At 69.6% G+C, this 17,257-nt stretch carries 10 protein-coding genes; 5 read left to right on the top strand and 5 right to left on the bottom strand.

Annotated elements, in window-relative coordinates; all coding sequences use genetic code 11:
• Window positions 1-66: 66 nt before the first annotated feature.
• The gene (locus tag OHA61_RS36435; RefSeq protein WP_406306640.1) at window positions 67-2,487 is read left to right on the top strand and encodes a penicillin acylase family protein; all 2,421 of its coding nucleotides are present in this window, start codon (window positions 67-69) and stop codon (window positions 2,485-2,487) included.
• A 39-nt stretch (window positions 2,488-2,526) separates the two neighbouring features.
• On the opposite strand, the gene OHA61_RS36430 is transcribed toward OHA61_RS36435, so the two are convergent.
• Together OHA61_RS36430 and OHA61_RS36425 are read right to left on the bottom strand one after the other, a co-directional pair.
• Window positions 2,527-4,074 (bottom strand): acyl-CoA synthetase, encoded by a 1,548-nt coding sequence (locus OHA61_RS36430; RefSeq protein ID WP_406306639.1) that lies wholly within the window; start codon window positions 4,072-4,074, stop codon window positions 2,527-2,529.
• Window positions 4,071-5,180, bottom strand: coding sequence for an NAD(P)H-dependent flavin oxidoreductase (locus OHA61_RS36425; protein WP_406306638.1), 1,110 nt, complete (start codon window positions 5,178-5,180; stop codon window positions 4,071-4,073). The genes OHA61_RS36430 and OHA61_RS36425 overlap by 4 nt, the downstream gene beginning before the upstream one ends.
• Window positions 5,181-5,329: 149 nt before the next feature.
• Here OHA61_RS36425 and OHA61_RS36420 point away from each other — a divergent pair, with 149 nt between their 5' ends.
• Entirely contained in the window at window positions 5,330-7,195 is a 1,866-nt protein-coding gene (locus tag OHA61_RS36420; protein ID WP_406306637.1) for a serine hydrolase, read from the top strand.
• 40 nt (window positions 7,196-7,235) lie between these two features.
• Here OHA61_RS36420 and OHA61_RS36415 read toward each other — a convergent pair whose 3' ends face one another.
• From OHA61_RS36415 to OHA61_RS36405, 3 genes are all read right to left on the bottom strand, one after another.
• On the bottom strand, window positions 7,236-8,768 hold the full coding sequence (locus tag OHA61_RS36415) for a phytoene desaturase family protein (RefSeq protein WP_406306635.1): 1,533 nt from the start codon (window positions 8,766-8,768) through the stop codon (window positions 7,236-7,238).
• Between the two features lie 68 nt (window positions 8,769-8,836).
• A complete protein-coding gene (locus OHA61_RS36410; protein WP_406306634.1) occupies window positions 8,837-11,077 on the bottom strand; it encodes a tetratricopeptide repeat protein in 2,241 nt (746 codons plus the stop codon).
• Window positions 11,059-11,991: an oxygenase MpaB family protein gene (locus OHA61_RS36405; RefSeq protein WP_406306633.1), complete on the bottom strand. Its 933-nt coding sequence runs from the start codon at window positions 11,989-11,991 to the stop codon at window positions 11,059-11,061. Before OHA61_RS36405 ends, OHA61_RS36410 begins: the two co-directional genes overlap by 19 nt.
• A 188-nt stretch (window positions 11,992-12,179) precedes the next feature.
• On the opposite strand from OHA61_RS36405, the gene OHA61_RS36400 reads away from it, so the two are divergent.
• The 3 genes from OHA61_RS36400 (at window position 12,180) to OHA61_RS36390 (ending at window position 17,174) form a co-directional block, all read left to right on the top strand.
• Complete coding sequence (locus OHA61_RS36400) at window positions 12,180-14,009, top strand: glycoside hydrolase family 15 protein (protein WP_406306632.1); 1,830 nt, start codon at window positions 12,180-12,182, stop codon at window positions 14,007-14,009.
• 118 nt (window positions 14,010-14,127) lie between these two features.
• Window positions 14,128-15,573: a glyceraldehyde-3-phosphate dehydrogenase gene (locus OHA61_RS36395; protein WP_406306631.1), complete on the top strand. Its 1,446-nt coding sequence runs from the start codon at window positions 14,128-14,130 to the stop codon at window positions 15,571-15,573.
• A gap of 344 nt (window positions 15,574-15,917) precedes the next feature.
• A complete protein-coding gene (locus OHA61_RS36390; protein WP_406306630.1) occupies window positions 15,918-17,174 on the top strand; it encodes a cytochrome P450, cyclodipeptide synthase-associated in 1,257 nt (418 codons plus the stop codon).
• Window positions 17,175-17,257: the final 83 nt, after the last annotated feature.

Genomic DNA, 17,257 nt, shown 5'->3' with positions numbered 1-17,257 from the left:
GCGACCTGAGGGTCAAGGCCTCGGATACCGAACGGAATGTTGACAGCGCACGCCCCGGCTGACTGCATGGACCAACCCGCTTTCACCGCAGTCCTGTTGGGAGGCACGTTGCTCTTCCGCACCCGCCTGAGACGGCTCGGGCTCGCCTGCATCGCTCTGGTGACCGCAGCCGCCGTACTGCCGCAGGCCGCGGCCGCCGATTCCGGTGACCGGCACGGCCGGCATCCTTCCGGCGGCGGTCTGTCCGCCGTCATCCGCTATACCGAGCACGGCATTGCGCATATCGTCGCCAAGAACTACGCGAGTCTCGGCTTCGGCACCGGATGGGCGCAGGCCGCCGACCAGGTGTGCGTCCTGGCCGACGGTTTCCTCACCGTGCGCGGCGAACGCTCGCGCCATTTCGGCCCCGACGCGGCTCCCGACGGCTCGCTCTCCTCCGCGGCCAAGAACCTCTCCAGCGATCTCTACTTCCGTGGTGTACGGGACGCGGGCACCGTGGAGAAGCTGCTCGCGACGCCCGCGCCCACTGGGCCGGGACGGCAGGTCAAGGAGCTGATGCGGGGCTGGGCGGCGGGCTACAACGCCTGGCTGAAGCAGCATCGCATCACCGATCCGGCATGCAAGGACGCCGACTGGGTGGGCCCGGTGACCACGCTGGACGTGGCCAGGCGCGGCTTCGCCGTGTCGGTGCTCGGCGGCCAGGGACGCGGCATCGACGGCATCACCGCCGCGCAGCCGCCGGGTCAAGCCGCCGTCGGCGCGCCCGGCGCGGCTGCGACGGCGAAAGCGGCCCGGGAGCTGTTCTCCGCCGAGGGCGCCGACATGGGCTCCAACGCCGTCGCGTTCAGCGGCGGTACGACGGCGAACGGGCGTGGCCTGCTGCTCGGCAATCCGCACTACCCCTGGCACGGCGGACGCCGTTTCTGGCAGTCGCAGCAGACCATCCCCGGTGAACTGAACGTCTCGGGCGCCTCGCTGCTCGGCACCGCCGTCGTCAACATCGGCTTCAACGACAAGGTGGCGTGGAGCCACACCGTCGCGACCGGCGTGACGCTCAATCTGCATCAGCTGACACTGGATCCGGCCGACCCGACCACCTATCTGGTGGACGGGAAGCCGGAGCGTATGACGAAGCGGACCGTCAGCGTCCCCGTCAAGGACGGCGCGCCCGTGACGCGTACGCAGTGGTGGACGCGGTACGGCCCGGTCGTCACCTCGCTCGGCCCGACGCTCCCCCTGCCCTGGTCGACGACGAGCGCGTACGCGCTGAACGACCCCAACGCGAGCAATCTGCGCGGCTCCGACACCGCTCTCGCCTTCGGCAAGGCCCGCTCCACGAAGGATGTGCTGCGGGCGCTGCGGCGTACGCAGGGGCTGCCGTGGGTGAACACCATCGCCGCCGACTCCAAGGGCCATACCCTCTTCTCCCAGTCGCAGGTCCTGCCGCGGATCACCGACGAGCTGGCACAGCGATGCTCGACGCCGCTGGGCAAGGTGACGTACCCCGCCTCGGGTGTCGCCGTCCTGGACGGCTCGCGTGGGGACTGTGCGCTCGGCTCGGACCCGGACGCGGTGCAGCCGGGCATCTTCGGCCCGTCGAAGATGCCGACGCTGAAGGACGCTCCGTACGCCGAGAACTCCAACGACAGTGCCTGGCTGGCCAATCCCGACCGGCCGCTGATCGGCTACGAGCGTGTCTTCGGCTCCTTCGGCACACCGAGGTCGCTGCGTACCCGGGGCGCGATCGAGGATGTGGCGGCGATGGCCGGGAAGGGCGGGCTGACGGTCTCCGATCTGCAAGAGCAGCAGTTCGCGAACCGCGCGCCCGCAGGGGACATGGCCGCTGCGGACGCGGCGAAGGCATGCACGGCCGTGCTGCCCGGCGACACCGAGGCGTGCTCGGTGATCGGGCGCTGGGACCGGACGATGAACACCGACAGCCGCGGCGCGCTGCTCTTCGACCGGTTCTGGCGCGGGCTCACGGCCAGGGTGCCGGCGGCACAGCTGTGGCAGGTGCCGTTCTCGGCGGCGGATCCCGTCCGTACGCCCCACACGCTCAACACCGCATCGCCCGGCTTCGCGCAGGCTCTGACCGCGGCCGTCGCCGAGCTGCGCTCGGCCGGGATCGCGCTCGATTCGCCGCTGGGTGAGCACCAGTTCGTCGTACGCAACGGCAAGCGCATCCCGGTCCACGGCGGCACGGAGAGCCTCGGCGTCTGGAACAAGATCGAGCCGCTGTGGAGTCCGGCGACGGGATATACGGAGGTGGCGGCGGGCTCCAGCCATATCCAGGCGGTCGGCTGGGACGGCGACCGCTGTCCGGTGGCCCGCACCCTGCTCACGTACTCCCAGTCGTCGAACCCGAACTCCCCGCACTACAGCGACCAGACCGAGCTGTTCTCGGGCGAGCGCTGGGTGACGTCCCGGTTCTGCGAGCGGGACATCCTGCGCTCGCCCGCACTGAAGGTGGTGTGGGTCAGGGGCTGACGCGTTCAGGGGCCCGGACGGCAGCCACGCTGTCCGGGCTCACATCGCGCGCTCGTGGCCCTCCCAGTACGGCTCGCGCAGCCTGCGCTTGTAGAGCTTGCCGTTCGGGTCACGCGGCATGACCTCGATGAAGTCCACCGTCTTGGGGCGTTTGTAGCCTGCCAGTCGGCGTTCGCAGTGGGCCAGGATGTCGGCTGCCAGCGCGGCGCCGGGCTCATGGCCCTCGGCCGGTTCGACGACCGCCTTGACCTCTTCGCCCCAGTCGGCGTGCGGGATTCCGAACGCTGCCGCGTCCGCGACGGCGGGATGGGTCAGCAGCGCCGACTCGATCTCGGCCGGGTAGATGTTGACGCCACCCGAGATGATCATGTCGATCTTGCGGTCGCGGAGGAACAGATAGCCGTCCTCGTCGAGGATGCCGAGATCGCCGACGGTGAAGAAGTCGCCGATGCGGTTCTTCCTCGTCTTGGCCTCGTCCTTGTGGTAGCTGAAGCCGCCGGTGCTCATCTTCATATAGACGGTGCCCAGTTCACCGGGGGGAAGCCGGTGTCCTTCGTCGTCGAAGACGGCGAGTTCGCTGATGGGCCAGGCCTTGCCGACCGTGCCCGGCTTCTTCAGCCAGTCCTCGGCCCTCGCGAAGGCGCCGCCGCCCTCGCTCGCCGCGTAGTACTCCTCGACACAGGTGCCCCACCAGTCGATCATCGCCCGCTTCACATGGTCGGGGCAGGGAGCCGCCCCATGGATGGCATGCCGCATCGACGAGACGTCGTAGCGTTCCTTGACCTCATCGGGCAGCGCGAGCAGCCGGTGGAACTGCGTCGGCACCATATGCGTGTGGGTGCAGTCGTACGCGTCGATGAGTCGCAGCATCTCCTCGGGCGTCCACTTGTCCATCAGGACCAGCGGATGCCCGATGTGCAGGGCGGCGCCTGCGAATTGGAGTACGGCGGTGTGGTAGAGCGGCGAGCAGACCAGATGGACGTTGCCGTCGAAGGGCCTGATGCCGAAGATGCCGAGGAAGCCGCCGAGGTAGGTCTCCTCGGGGAGCTTGCCGGACAGGGGGCGGCGGATGCCGCGCGGCCGTCCGGTGGTGCCCGAGGTGTAGTTCATGACCCAGCCGAGCGCCCGGTCCTCGGGCACCGACTCCGGCTGTCCGTCGAGGAGTTCGGCGTACGGGCGGAAGCCGTCCACCGTGCCCACGGCGTAGCGGTGGCTCGCGGGGAGCTTCGCCTCGTTCGCGGCGGCGGTCGCCGCGTCCGCGAAGCGCTCGTGCGCGATGAGCACCTTGGCGCCTGAGTCGGCGACGATCCAGGCGATCTCCGGGCCCACGAGATGGTGGTTGACGGGGACGAGATACAGCCCCGCCTGGGAGGCCGCGAGATACGCGGTGAAGAACTCGACGCCGTTGGGCAGGACGACGGCGAAGGAGTCGCCCTGCTCGAGGCCGGCTGCGCGCAGGCCGTGGACGAGCCTGTTCACGCCCGCGTCCAGTCGCCCGGCGCTCCATTCCTCGCCGTCCGGTGCGATCAGGATCGTACGGCCGGGGTCGGCGGCGGCCTGGGCCCAGAAGCCGTTGGGCTCACTCACGACTGGCTCCTTCCGGCGATGCGGTTGATGCGGTCGACGGCCCGTTCGAAGCCTCGGGTCAGCTCGTCGAAGACCTGCTGCACACTGCGTTCGGAGTTCATCCGGCCGACGATCTGGCCGACGGGGGTGCCGAGCAGCGGGCCCACTTCGTACTTCTGGATTCGCGATACGGCATCGGCGACGAGGAGGCCCTGCAGCGGCATGGGCAGGGCGCCTGGGCCGTTCGGGTCGTCCCAGGCCTCGGTCCACTCCGTCCGCAGCTGGCGGGCGGGTTTGCCGGTCAGTGCGCGGGAGCGGACGGTGTCGCCGGAGCCCGCGGCGAGGAGTTTCTCGGTGAGCCCCCGGGAGTGGAGGTCGGCCTCGGTGGTGGTCAGCCAAAGGGAGCCCAGCCAGGCGCCCTGCGCGCCGAGGGCGAGAGCGGCGGCGATCTGCTCGCCGCTGCCGATGCCTCCGGCGGCGAGTACGGGAAGGGGGTTCACGGCGTCCACGACCTCGGGCGTGAGCACCATGGAGGCGATCTCGCCGGTGTGGCCGCCCGCTTCGTATCCCTGGGCGACGACGATGTCGATGCCGGCGTCGGCGTGGTGGCGTGCGTGCCGGGCGCTTCCGGCGAGGGCCGCGACGAGGACGCCCTGGTCGTGAGCGCGCTGGACGACGTCGGCGGGCGGCGAGCCGAGAGCGTTGGCGAGCAGCTTGATCGGATAGTCGAAGGCGACGTCGAGCTGGCGGCGGGCGACCTGCTCCATCCATCCGGTGATCCGCCAGCCGGAGGCCTCGCCCTCGGGGAGCTCGGGGACGCCGTGCTTGGCGAGGGTTTCCCTGACGAACTGCCGGTGGCCCTCGGGGATCAGCGCCTCGACATCGGCCTCGCTCACGCCCTCGACCTTCTTGGCGGGCATGACGACATCGAGACCGTAGGGCTTACCTCCGGTGTGCTCCTGCATCCAGTCGAGGTCGCGCTTGAGGTCGTCGGGCGCGGTGTAGCGGACCGCGCCCAGGACCCCGAATCCACCGGCCCGGCTGATGGCTGCGGCCACCGCGGGGAACGGCGTGAAGCCGAAGATGGCCTGCTCGATTCCCAGTCTCTTGCTCAGCTCCGTCTCCATGAGCCGCAGGATGCCGCAGCCCGCCGGACGAGGGAAGAGATTTTCTGATGCTGTGTCAGATTATTTGAGGTGGTTGACACCACCCCGCCTCGGCAAGAAAGTTTCACTGCCGTGGCAGTTCCCGAAAGATACTTTCAGGAGGGTGCTGGATGACTGAGGACGCAGCGGGCAGAGGGATCAGCCGGCGCAGGCTCGGCAGCGGGGTCCTGGCCCTGGGCGGAGCGCTCGCGCTGGCACCGATTCCCTTCGCCGAGGCGGCTTCGGCCTCGGGAGGCGGACCGGGAGCGGGCTTGGCCGGCGGGCCGGAAGGCGGCTCGGGCAGCGGGCCGGAAGGCGGCTCCGGCGGCCTGTCCGGTGCCGGGCAGCCCACTCTGCGGCGCGGCTCCGCCGAGCAGGCCGGACTGATCCCCGCCCATCTGGACCGACTCGTCACCGACGCCGAGAAGTTTCTCGGCCCGTCCCTCAAGCACCCCTGGTACGCGGGAGCGGTGCTGCTCGCGGGACGCGGCGGCACGGTGGCACTGCACCGGCCGATCGGCAAGGCCGTGCGCTATGCGGCGTACGACGAGAAGGCCGACGCGGGCGTGGAGTTCCCGGCGGAGCGGCAGATCGCCATGGCGCAGGACACCGTCTTCGATCTGGCGTCCGTCTCGAAGCTGTTCACCTCGATTCTGGCGGTGCAGCAGATCGAACGTGGCGCCCTCGCCCTGGAGGCCGAAGTCGCCTCGTATCTCCCGGACTTCGGGGGCGCGGGCAAGCAGGACATCACCGTGCGTCAATTGCTCACCCATACCTCGGGGTTCCGCTCCTGGATTCCGCTCTACAAGGAGCCGACGAGGGAGGGCAAGCTCCGGCTGCTCTGGAACGAGGCTCCCGCCAGTCCTCCCGGCACCAAGTACCTCTACTCCGACCTCAATCTGATCTCGCTGCAGCTGATCCTGGAGAAGATCACCGGTCACACTCTGGATGTGCTGCTCCACAACGAGATCACTGCTCCACTCGGGATGCACCGCACTCGCTTCAACCCGCCCGCCTCCTGGAAGCCGAAGATCGCCGCCGCCGAGGACGCCCGGCTGCCCTGGTCGGGTCTCGACCGCGGTCTGGTCTGGGGCGAGGTCCACGACGAGAACGCATTCGGCTTCGGCGGCGTGGCCGGTCACGCCGGAGTCTTCTCCTGCGCCTGGGACCTCGCGATCCTCGCCCGCACCCTCCTCAACGGCGGCGACTATGGTCGGTCCCGCATTCTGCGCGGGGAGTCCGTGGAGCTGATGTTCACCGACTTCAACACCGCCTTCCCGGGCGACGAGCACGGCCTCGGCTTCGAGCTCTACCAGCACTGGTACATGGGCGCCATGGCCACACCCCGCACCGCGGGTCACACCGGCTTCACCGGCACCAGCCTGGTGCTCGACCCGAGCACCGACTCGTTCCTGATCGTGCTCGGCAACTCCGTCCATCCGGTGCGCACTTGGCGTTCCGGCAGCGCACCGCGGGTCTCCGCCGCCAACAACATGGCCCGAGCAGTCGCCGTACGCCCCGAGCGCGGCCGCACCGCCTGGTTCTCCGGCATGGCCGGTGCCACGAACGCCGTGCTGGGCCTCCCCGCGATCGCCCTCACCTCGCCGCGGGCCCGGCTGTGCTGCTCGCTGTGGTGGGACACCGAGCCCGGGTCGGACGCGCTGTTCCTGGAGGGGTCGTCGGACGACGGGGTGACCTGGCGGGCGGTGCCGTTCACGACCGTACGCAAAGGGGCCGAACCGCAGCCGCACCCCACAGGGTCGGCGACCGGCTGGTCCGGGCGTGTCTGGCACCGGCTCACCGCGGATCTCTCGGCGTGGCGCGGCGGCACGGTACGGCTGCGCTGGCGATATGCGACCGATCAGCTCTATGTCGGCCGCGGCGTGTATGTGGACGCCCTGCGCGTCGAGGACGACGGCCGCCCGGTCTTCGACGAGTCGCGGCCCGCGGACGCCGCCCGGATCGAGGCCAACGGCTGGGCGGCGTCGCGGGACTGAGCCTTGGGGGGTGTCCGACGGACACCCCCCACGGAATGACCTACCGGCCGAGCACCGCCATCGCGGCGTTGTGCCCCGGCACACCGCTGACCCCGCCGCCGCGCACGGCGCCCGCACCGCACAGCAGCACATTGGCGTGTGCCGTCTCGACGCCCCAGCGCCCCGTCGACCCGGTCGCGTAGGGGAAGGCGAGATCGCGGTGGAAGATATGGCCACCCGGGAGCCGCAGTTCCTGTTCGAGGTCGAGCGGGGTCTTCGCCTCGATGCAGGGCTCGCCGTGCTCGTCGAGCGCGAGACAGTCGGTGATCGGCTCGTCCAGATACGAGTCCAGCTCGGCGAGGGTCGCCGCGAGCAGTTCGCCGCGCGCCGCGTCGTTGTCGGCGGCGAACAGGCGCGCCGGGGTGTGCAGCCCGAACAGCGTCAGGGTCTGATACCCCTGCGCCGCGAGCTCGGGACCGAGGATCGAGGGGTCGGTCAGGGAGTGGCAGTAGATCTCGGAAGGCGGCGCGCTCGGCAGCCGCCCCTCGGCGGCCTCCCGGTACGCGGTCGCCAACTGCCCGTACCCCTCCGATACATGAAAGGTCCCGGAGAACGCGTCGCGCGGGTCCACCGAGCGGTCACGCAGCCGCGGCAGCCGGCGCAGCAGCATGTTGACCTTGAGCTGGGCGCCTTCCGCGGGCGCGGGAGGCTCGTCGCCGAGCAGCGCGGCAAGGGCCTGCGGCGAGGCGTTCACCAGGACATGGCCCGCGGCGACCGCGCCCTCGGCCCGGTCGGTGCGGAAGGTCACCTCGGCCCGCTCGCCGTCGGTCTCGATCCCCGTCACCTCGTGCAGTACGGCGATCTCGGCTCCCGCCGCCCGCGCCGCGTCCGCGAGCGCCTCGGTCAGCGCGCCCATGCCGCCCACCGGCACGTCCCAGTCCCCGGTCCCGCCGCCGATCACGTGGTAGAGGAAGCAGCGGTTCTGGAGCAGCGAAGCGTCATGGGCGTCGGCGAAGGTACCGATCAGGGCGTCGGTCAGCACCACTCCCCGTACGAGATCGTCGGCGAACCGCTTCTCGATCGCCACGCCGATGGGCTCCTCGAACAGGATCCGCCACGCCGTCTCGTCGCCGATGCGCGCCCGCAGGGCCTCGCGGGTCGGCAGCGGCTCGGTCAGCGTCGGGAAGACGCGCTCGGCGACGCGCCCCGTCATCGCGTAGAAGTCCTGCCAGGACTCGTACTCCCGGTCCCCGCCGGTGAGACGGGCGAAGGAATCCCGGGTGCCGTCGCCGCCGACGAGGAGACCACCGGTGCCCTTGGGGGTGTAGGAGGAAACGGTGCGTTTGCGGACGGCGAAGCTCAGTCCCAGGTCTCGCACGATCTTTTCGGGGAGCAGCGACACGAGATACGAGTAGCGGGAGAGCCGGGCGTCGACCCCGTCGAAGGGGCGGGTGGAGACGGCGGCTCCCCCGGTGTTTCCGCGGCGCTCCAGGACGAGGACGGAGCGTCCGGCACGGGCAAGGTAGGCGGCGGCGACCAGGCCGTTGTGGCCGCCGCCGACGATCACGACGTCGTACGAAGTGTGTGCGGGCATGGCCGGACCCTAACCGCCAGGTCCTGTTCGGTCGATCAGGCAGCCGGGCAGGATCGGCCGGTCAGGGTCTAGCCGCCCTGTGTGCCTCGCTGCTGTCGCATGGCCGCCACGCGGCGGTACAACTCGACCGCCTCCGTGTGTCTGCCGAGCTGCTCCAGGCAGTGCGCCTCGTCGTTCCGGCTGGCCAGAGCGTCGGGATGGTCCATGCCCAGGACCCGTTCCCGCGCCTCGGCGACCTGGCCGTAGACCGCCAGCGCGTCCGCCCAGCGGCCCAGCCAGCCCAGGCCCACAGCCACCTCGCGGCGGCTGACGAGGGTGTCGGGGTGGTCCGCGCCGAGGACGCGCTCGCGCAGGGCGCACACGTCGCGGGCCTCGGCGAGGGCCTCCTCCCAGCGGGCGAGACGCCCGAGGTTCACACCGAGGCCGTGGCGGGCGCGCAGGGTCTCGGGGTCGGCAGGCCCGTGCAGTCGGGTGCGGTCGTCGACGAGCTCGCGGTACAGCTCCAGGGCCTGTGCGCTGCGGCCGAGCCGGCCGAGGCTTATGCCGACCTCGTAGCGCGCGGCGAGGGTGTCCGGGTGGTCGGCGCCCAGCGCCCTCGCCCGGGAGACCACCACCTCGCGATACGTCTGCAGGGCCTCGGCCCAGCGCCCCAACTGACCGAGTGCGTATGCGACTTCGTACCGGGTGACAAGCGTGTCGGGATGTTCGGCGCCGAGCACCCGGGCCCGCGCCGCGGCGACCTCGTGCGCCATCCGGTAGGAGTCCTCCAGGCGCCCCAGTCTGCTGAGGTTGAAGGCGAGGTTGTGGCGGCACCGCAGGGTGTCGGGGTGTTCGGGCCCCATGGTGCGCGCACGGGACTCGAGCACCGCCGCGTACACCTCGTGGGCCTCGAAGTGTCTCCCGAGCTGGCCGAGGACGTATGCCGTCTCCTGGCGGGCGGCGAGCGTCTCGGGATGGTCGGCGCCCAAGGTCCGCTCGCGCCCTTCCGCGACCCGGACGAACTCCCGCAGGGCATCGGCAGCGCGCCCGGTACGGCTCAGGGTGAAGCCGACCTCGTAGCGGCTGGCCAGGGTGTCCGGGTGGTCGGGTCCCAGGGAGTGTTCGCGCTCCGCGGCGACCGCGCGATGCACCTCGCCCGCCTCCTCCCAGCGGCCGAGCCGGCCGAGGCTGAGGCCCGCGTTGTGGCGGCCGACGAGGACGGCGAGCAGTTCGGGCGGCGGCGTGGGGCGCCCGGCCCCGGCGGGCGGCGGCAGCAGCGGGCCGCCACGCGGATCGGTGTACGTCGTCCACTCGCCCGTCAGCCCCGCGGTGTGGTCGGGAAGCGCGGGCCGCAGGGCCGAGGTCCCGGTCGCCTTGTGGCCGGTCGTCATACCGCGGGTCCAGGACGGGAGCCGCGGCTCACTCGACGGCGGCTGCTCGGGGCGGGGCCCCGGCACGACCCCGTGCGGCTGTCCCTGGCCCGCGGCCGAGCCGATCCGCCGTCGCAGGTCATTCGCGTCGTCGGGACGTCCCTCGGGGGTCTTGGCGAGCAGATCGAGGACAATCTGCTGGAAGTACTCGGGAATCTCGGACCGGTGGGTGCGCAGCGGCTGCGGCGAGGTGTCGCGGTGCCCGACGAGGACCGCCCAGGTGTCCTCGTGGTCGAAGGGCGGGACGCCGGTGGCTATCTCGTAGAGCACACAGCCCAGGGAGTACAGATCGCTGCGGTGGTCGACATGGTCGCCGCTGATCTGCTCGGGCGACATGTAGTGCGGGGTGCCCATCGCGATGCCGGTGCCGGTGAGCTTGGAGGTGAAGCCGATGTCCGCGCCCAGGCGGGCGATGCCGAAGTCGCAGATCTTCACCGTGCCGTCGGTGAGCCGCATGATGTTGGCGGGCTTCAAGTCGCGGTGGACGATGCCCTGTTCATGGGTGTACGCGAGGGCGTCCGCGACCTGTTCGGCGATGTCGACGACGTCGGCCACGGGCAGCGGATGCTGTTTGTTGTCTTCGAGCAGCTGGCTGAGGTTACGGCCCTGGAGCAGCTCCATGACCAGGTAGAGCACGCCTTCGTACTCGCCGAAGTCATGGACGACGGTCACCCCGCGGTGCTGGAGCGCGGCGGCGACCCGCGCCTCGCGCCGGAAGCGCTCCCGCAGGACCCGCGTGAAGGACTGGTCGTCGCGCTGAGGTCCCAGTGGCTTGAGGCACTTGACCGCGACATTGCGCCCGAGCGCCTCGTCACGGGCCCGCCACACCTCGCCCATGCCTCCGCGCCCGATGAGATCGAGCAGTCGGTACCGGCCTTGGATCAGCCTGGTTTCCGCCATCGCGTGCTGTCGCCCCCGTCGCTGAGCTGCGCCCTCCTCGGCCCGTCCAGTATGGCCTCCTGTCTGCGCAGTTTGTACGGGGCCGGGCGGCTGCCGGGGCCGAGTCGCGCCATCGCTTTCAAGATGTGACCTGGCGGGAGCTGCCAGCGTAGACGGGAGGGAACGCAGCGCAGCAGGTTGCCGGTGGCGATGAGCTGATGCGTGACGTGTTCGGGGGCGGGGGCGGGTCTGCCGTAGAGCTCATGGGCGTAAGGGGGCAGTGCGTTGTAGGCGAGCGTGGCGACGCGTCGCCACAGCAGTTCACGCGCCGGGACGAGCAGGGGGTTGATGGGCGGCCGTTGGAGAAAGTCGTCCACGTCGTGCGCCTCGGGCCCGGCGGCGAGCTCGGGGCGTACCCGGTCGAAATAGGCGTCGAGCTCTGCCACGGACGACGGCACGCCGGCCGGGTCGAGTCCGACAAGGCGGGCGGCCTCGCGCTGTTCGTCGAGATAGCGGTCGGCCTGGGCGTCGCTGAGGGGGAACCCCGAGCGGCGTCCGACGGCGAGATAGGAGCCGACCTCGGCGCAGTGCACCCACAGCAGGAGCTCGGGCTCGTCGACGCCGTAGCGCTCCCCGGTGACGGGGTCGGTGGCCCCCAGGTGGGTGTGGATACGGCGGACCCGGGCACCGGCCCGCTCGGCGGCCGGGGCGGTGCCGTAGGTGATGGTGCCGACGAAGTTCGCCGTGCGCATGAGGCGACCCCAGGCGTCGTGGCGGAAGTCCGAGTTCTGCATGACGCCTCGTACGGCGCGGGGGTGCAGCGCCTGGAGGTAGAGGGCGCGTACCCCGGCGACCCACATCATCGGGTCACCGTGCATCTGCCAGGTCACCGATTCGGGTCCGAAGAGCCCGGGGTCCGCGTCGCCATCGCTCATGTCAGCTCAGTGTGGTCCATCTGCGATCCGGTCGTAAGACGCGGGGCGATCAGCGTGCGCCCAGCTCGCCGGGGGCGCCGCGGCCCTTTCTGCCGGGAGTGCCCCCTTGCAGCACTATGACCCATTATCTTAGGCTTTTTACCATTACGTATAGGTGCTATGCGTACTGCGGCCCCACGGAGGCCGGTATGGCGAATACCGGATTCGGACAAGAGGGCGTCTCGCCCTATCTGCCCATAGCCGAGCACGGCCTCATCGGCGATCTTCACAGTGCGGCGCTCGTGGGCACCAACGGCACCATCGATTGGTACTGCTGCCCGCGCTTCGACTCACCCAGCGTGTTCGCCTCCATTCTGGACGCGAACCGGGGCGGATCCTTCGAGCTGGCCGCCGACGTGCCGACGCGAACCCGGCAGTTCTACTTTCCCGATACAAACGTTCTCATCACGCGGTTCTTCGCCTCCGACGGGGTGGCCGAGATCCAGGACTTCATGCCGATCACCGACGACCCGGGCGCGGCGGCCCCGCACCGGCTGATCCGGCGGGTGATCTGCGTCCGCGGATCCCTTCCGTTCACAGCGCGGGTGGCTCCCCGCTTCGGATACGGGGCCGAAGCCCATTCCGCGGAGCTGCAGGGCAACACCGCGCTGTTCCGGTCCGAGAGCCTGTCGTTGGCGCTGAGCGCCACCGCGCCGCTGGAGTGCGACGGCCTGGACGCGCGCTCGCGCTTCAAGCTCCTCGAAGGCGAGTCCGCGGTGTTCGCCCTGGATCCGGTCAGTGATGGCGTCATCCCGCGAGCCTGCCCCCAGGCCGAGGCGGAGGACCAGTTCGCGACGACCGTCAGGTTCTGGCGCAACTGGCTGTCCGCCTCGCGCTACCACGGACGGTGGCGGGAGATGGTGCACCGCTCCGCGCTCGTGCTGAAGCTGCTCACCTATGCGCCTACCGGTGCCATTGTGGCTGCCCCGACGACGAGCCTGCCCGAGCAGATCGGCGGCGAGCGCAACTGGGACTACCGGTTCGTGTGGGTCCGTGACGCCGCTTTCTGTGTCTACGCCATGCTCAGGCTGGGCTTCACGGAAGAGGCCGAGGCGTTTATGGGCTTCCTGTCCGAGCGGGGCATCATGCGGGGCGGCGGTTCCGAGGGTCCACTGCAGATCATGTACGGGATCGACGGGCGCAACGAGCTGCCCGAGCGTGAACTGCCCCATCTGGAGGGCTACTTGGGCTCAGCCCCGGTGCGGGTGGGCAACGCCGCCACCGGCCAGCTCCAGCTGGACATCTACGGAGCGCTCATCGACTCCGTCTACCTGTACGACAAGTGGGGACAGCCCATCAGCAGCGATCGCTGGGACGAGCTCGGTGTACTGGTGGACTGGCTCTGCGAACACTGGGACCAGCCGGACGACGGCGTATGGGAAACGCGCGGAGGACGCAGGAACTTTGTCTACTCACGGCTGATGTGCTGGGTGGCGATCGAGCGAGCGATCCGGATGGCGAACCGGCGCGGGCTGCCCGCGGACCTCCCCCGGTGGCGGCAGAGCCGTGATGCGATCTACCGGGAGATCATGCAGCGCGGCTGGTCCCCTGACCGAGGGGCGTTCGTTCAGCACCTCGACGATCATGTACTCGACGCCTCGGTGCTGATGATGCCGATGGCCAAGTTCATCTCGCCCACCGACCCGAAATGGCTCGCGACCCTGGACGCGCTCACCGCTGACCTGGTGTCCGACTCCCTGGTCTACCGCTACGACCCCGAAGCCAGCCCGGACGGCCTGCGCGGGGCCGAGGGCACCTTCTCGATCTGCTCCTTCTGGTACGTCGAGTCGCTCGCCCGCGCCGGACGGCTGGAGGAGGCCCGGCTGGCCTTCGAGAAGATGCTCACCTACGCCAACCACGTCGGCCTGTACGCCGAGGAAATCGGGCTGACCGGCGAACAGCTCGGCAATTTCCCGCAGGCATTCACCCATCTCTCCCTGATCAGCGCCGCGTTCAACCTCGACCGCGCTCTTGGCTGACAGGCCGGTCCAAATCCCATCAAATCTGCACATCTTTCCCGCCCAGGCGGCACCGTTTGAACGATCAAAGTGGCGGCGGGTTAGCATATGAGCGCCGCCTAGCTCGAAAGATAATTCTGTGACTGTCAATGACGACTCGTTCACCAACTGGAAAAACCGCGAGGAGATCGCGGAGTCGATGATCCCCATCATCGGGAAGCTGCACCGGGAGCGGGACGTCACGGTCCTGCTTCACAGCCGCTCCTTGGTGAACAAGTCGGTGGTCAGCATCCTCAAGACCCACCGATTCGCCCGGCAGATCGACGGTGAGGAACTTGTCGTCACCGAGACGCTGCCGTTCCTGCAGGCGCTCACCACGCTCGATCTCGGCCCTTCCCAGATCGACATCGGCATGCTCGCCGCGATGTACAAGGCCGACAACCGCGGTCTCTCGGCCCAGGAGTTCACCGCCGAGGCCGTCGTCGGCGCCACGGGTGCCAACAAGATCGAGCGCCGCGAGTCGCGCGACGTCGTCCTCTACGGTTTCGGGCGCATCGGCCGTCTCGTCGCCCGCCTGCTCATCGAGAAGTCCGGCTCCGGCAACGGCCTGCGCCTGCGCGCCATCGTCGTCCGCCAGGGCGGCGACCAGGACATCGTCAAGCGAGCCTCGCTGCTGCGGCGCGACTCCATCCACGGCCAGTTCCAGGGCACGATCACCGTCGACGAGGCGAACAGCACGATCATCGCCAACGGCAACGAGATCAAGGTGATCTACGCCAACGACCCGTCGGAGGTCGACTACACGGCGTACGGCATCAAGGACGCCATCCTCATCGACAACACCGGCAAGTGGCGCGACCGCGAGGGCCTGTCGAAGCACCTGCGCCCGGGCGTGGACAAGGTCGTCCTCACCGCGCCGGGCAAGGGCGACGTCCCCAACATCGTGCACGGCGTCAACCACGACATGATCAAGCCGGACGAGCAGATCCTGTCCTGCGCGTCGTGCACCACCAACGCGATCGTCCCGCCGCTGAAGGCGATGGCGGACGAGTACGGCGTCCTGCGCGGCCACGTGGAGACCGTCCACTCGTTCACCAACGACCAGAACCTGCTGGACAACTACCACAGCTCCGACCGGCGCGGCCGCTCGGCGCCGCTCAACATGGTCATCACCGAGACCGGTGCCGCCTCCGCCGTCGCCAAGGCGCTGCCCGACCTCAAGGCGCCGATCACCGGCAGCTCGATCCGCGTCCCGGTGCCGGACGTCTCGATCGCGATCCTCAGCCTGCGGCTCGGGCGCGAGACCACCCGCGAGGACGTCCTCGACTACCTCCGCAACGTCTCGCTGACCTCGCCGCTCAAGCGCCAGATCGACTTCACCACCGCCCCCGACGCGGTCTCCAGCGACTTCATCGGCTCGCGCCATGCCTCGATCGTCGACGCCGGCGCCACCAAGGTCGACGGCGACAACGCGATCCTCTACCTGTGGTACGACAACGAGTTCGGCTACTCCTGCCAGGTCATCCGCGTCGTCCAGCACGTCTCCGGGGTGGAGTACCCGACCTACCCGGTTCCGGTGGTCTGATCGCGGCGGTGCCAGTTGGCATCAGGGCAATTCGTGACCTGAACTGGTGCCAACTGGCTTCAGCGACTGGAGACTCGGCGCAAGCCCGCCGGCCGAGCAGGCGCACAGCACTGACCACAGCACTCTGAACCGCCCGAAGACTGATCATTGTCGCCGAGGACCGATGATCAGTATGTTCGTCTCACCGAAGGTTGGGACGGCGGGGCCTCAGGGGGTTTGATGCGGGTAAGGCAACGACCTCAGCACGTAGACCATGCCGTTGACGACCAGCCGGTCATCGGCCCGGGGACGGCCGGTCGCGGCCTTCGTTCTTCCAGGGCACTGCGCATCGAGAGGTCTTCACCATGCCCGTGGCCAATCCCCGTTTCAGCATCCTCTCCGAGGACTTCGCCGCAGACCCCTACCGCTACTCCGCACAGCTGCGGGAGCACGCTCCGGTGCACTACGAGCCGGGGATCGACAGCTATTTCCTCTCCCGCTACCAGGACGTCAAGCGGGTGCTTACCGACCATGAGGCGTTCACTACCGAGACGCTGCAGGTGCGCGCCGAGCCGGTGATGCGCGGGCCGGTTCTCGCCCAGATGACCGGGGCCGAGCACACCGCCAAGCGAAAGATCGTCGTCAGGAGTTTCACCGGCCAGGCCCTGAAGAACCAGATACGCGCCGTCCAGGCCAACGCCGCCGAACTCATGGCCCCCTTCCTTTCCCGAGGCCGGATGGACCTCGTCAACGATTTCGGCAAGCCCTTCGCCGTCCACGTGACCCTCGATGTCCTCGGTTTGGACAGAGAGGACTGGCGGCAGGTGGCCGCCTGGCACAGCGGGGTCGTCGAGTTCATCACCAGCATGACTCTCACCCCCGAGCGCCGCCGGCACTGCATGGACTGCGCGGAGCAGCTGGAGGCCTATCTCGTACCCGTCATCGAACAGCGGCGCCGCCACCCCGGCGAGGACCTGATATCGACGCTGTGCACCGCCGAGTTCGACGGCGTCGCCATGAGCAATCGCGACGTCACGGCGCTGATCATCAACGTGTTGGCTGCCGCCACCGAGCCCGCGGACAAGACCCTCGCCCTGCTCTTCAAGCACCTGATCGACCACCCCGAGCAGATGGCGCAGGTACGCCAGGACCCGAACCTGCTGGCCGCCGCGATCGCCGAGACCCTGCGCCACACGCCGCCGGTCCAGCTCATTCCCCGCCAGGCGGAGGAGAACGCGGTGTTCGCAGGCACCACCGTCCCGGCAGGTGCCACCGTCTTCTGCATGATCGGTGCGGCCAACCGCGACCCCGAGGCCTTCACCGCCCCGGACACCTTTGACATCCACCGCCCGGACCTGGGCACCGCCCGCTCCTTCACCGCGGCCGCCCAGCACTTGGCCTTCGGTACCGGACTCCACCAGTGCGTCGGCGCGGCCTTCGCACGCGCCGAGATCGAGACCGTCGCCGCAATGCTGCTGCCCCTGCTGGACCAGGTCCGCTACAGCCCCGGCTTCCGCTACCAGGAGACCGGCCTGTACACCCGAGGCCCTGTCTCCCTGTCGCTGGACTTCACTCCGTCCACGAACGCGGCGGCACCGGCCACGGCTGACGGCCGTCCCTGACCCCGGCCTCATCAAGTGAACATGGCAGGGCCTCCGTTAGGATCTCCGCGGAGTAGCGGCCCTGGAGGGGGAATCGGTCTCCG

This window comes from Streptomyces sp. NBC_00885, assembly GCF_045207475.1.
In the GTDB taxonomy this organism is placed as follows: domain Bacteria; phylum Actinomycetota; class Actinomycetes; order Streptomycetales; family Streptomycetaceae; genus Streptomyces.
This window is presented reverse-complemented; position numbering and strand designations above follow the sequence as displayed.

Coding starts and splice junctions, on each gene's coding strand:
- OHA61_RS36435 (WP_406306640.1), top strand. CDS start 67: ATGGACCAACCCGCTTTCACCGCAGTCCTGTTGGGAGGCACGTTGCTC.
- OHA61_RS36425 (WP_406306638.1), bottom strand. CDS start 5,180: ATGGAGACGGAGCTGAGCAAGAGACTGGGAATCGAGCAGGCCATCTTC.
- OHA61_RS36420 (WP_406306637.1), top strand. CDS start 5,330: ATGACTGAGGACGCAGCGGGCAGAGGGATCAGCCGGCGCAGGCTCGGC.
- OHA61_RS36415 (WP_406306635.1), bottom strand. CDS start 8,768: ATGCCCGCACACACTTCGTACGACGTCGTGATCGTCGGCGGCGGCCAC.
- OHA61_RS36410 (WP_406306634.1), bottom strand. CDS start 11,077: ATGGCGGAAACCAGGCTGATCCAAGGCCGGTACCGACTGCTCGATCTC.
- OHA61_RS36405 (WP_406306633.1), bottom strand. CDS start 11,991: ATGAGCGATGGCGACGCGGACCCCGGGCTCTTCGGACCCGAATCGGTG.
- OHA61_RS36400 (WP_406306632.1), top strand. CDS start 12,180: ATGGCGAATACCGGATTCGGACAAGAGGGCGTCTCGCCCTATCTGCCC.
- OHA61_RS36390 (WP_406306630.1), top strand. CDS start 15,918: ATGCCCGTGGCCAATCCCCGTTTCAGCATCCTCTCCGAGGACTTCGCC.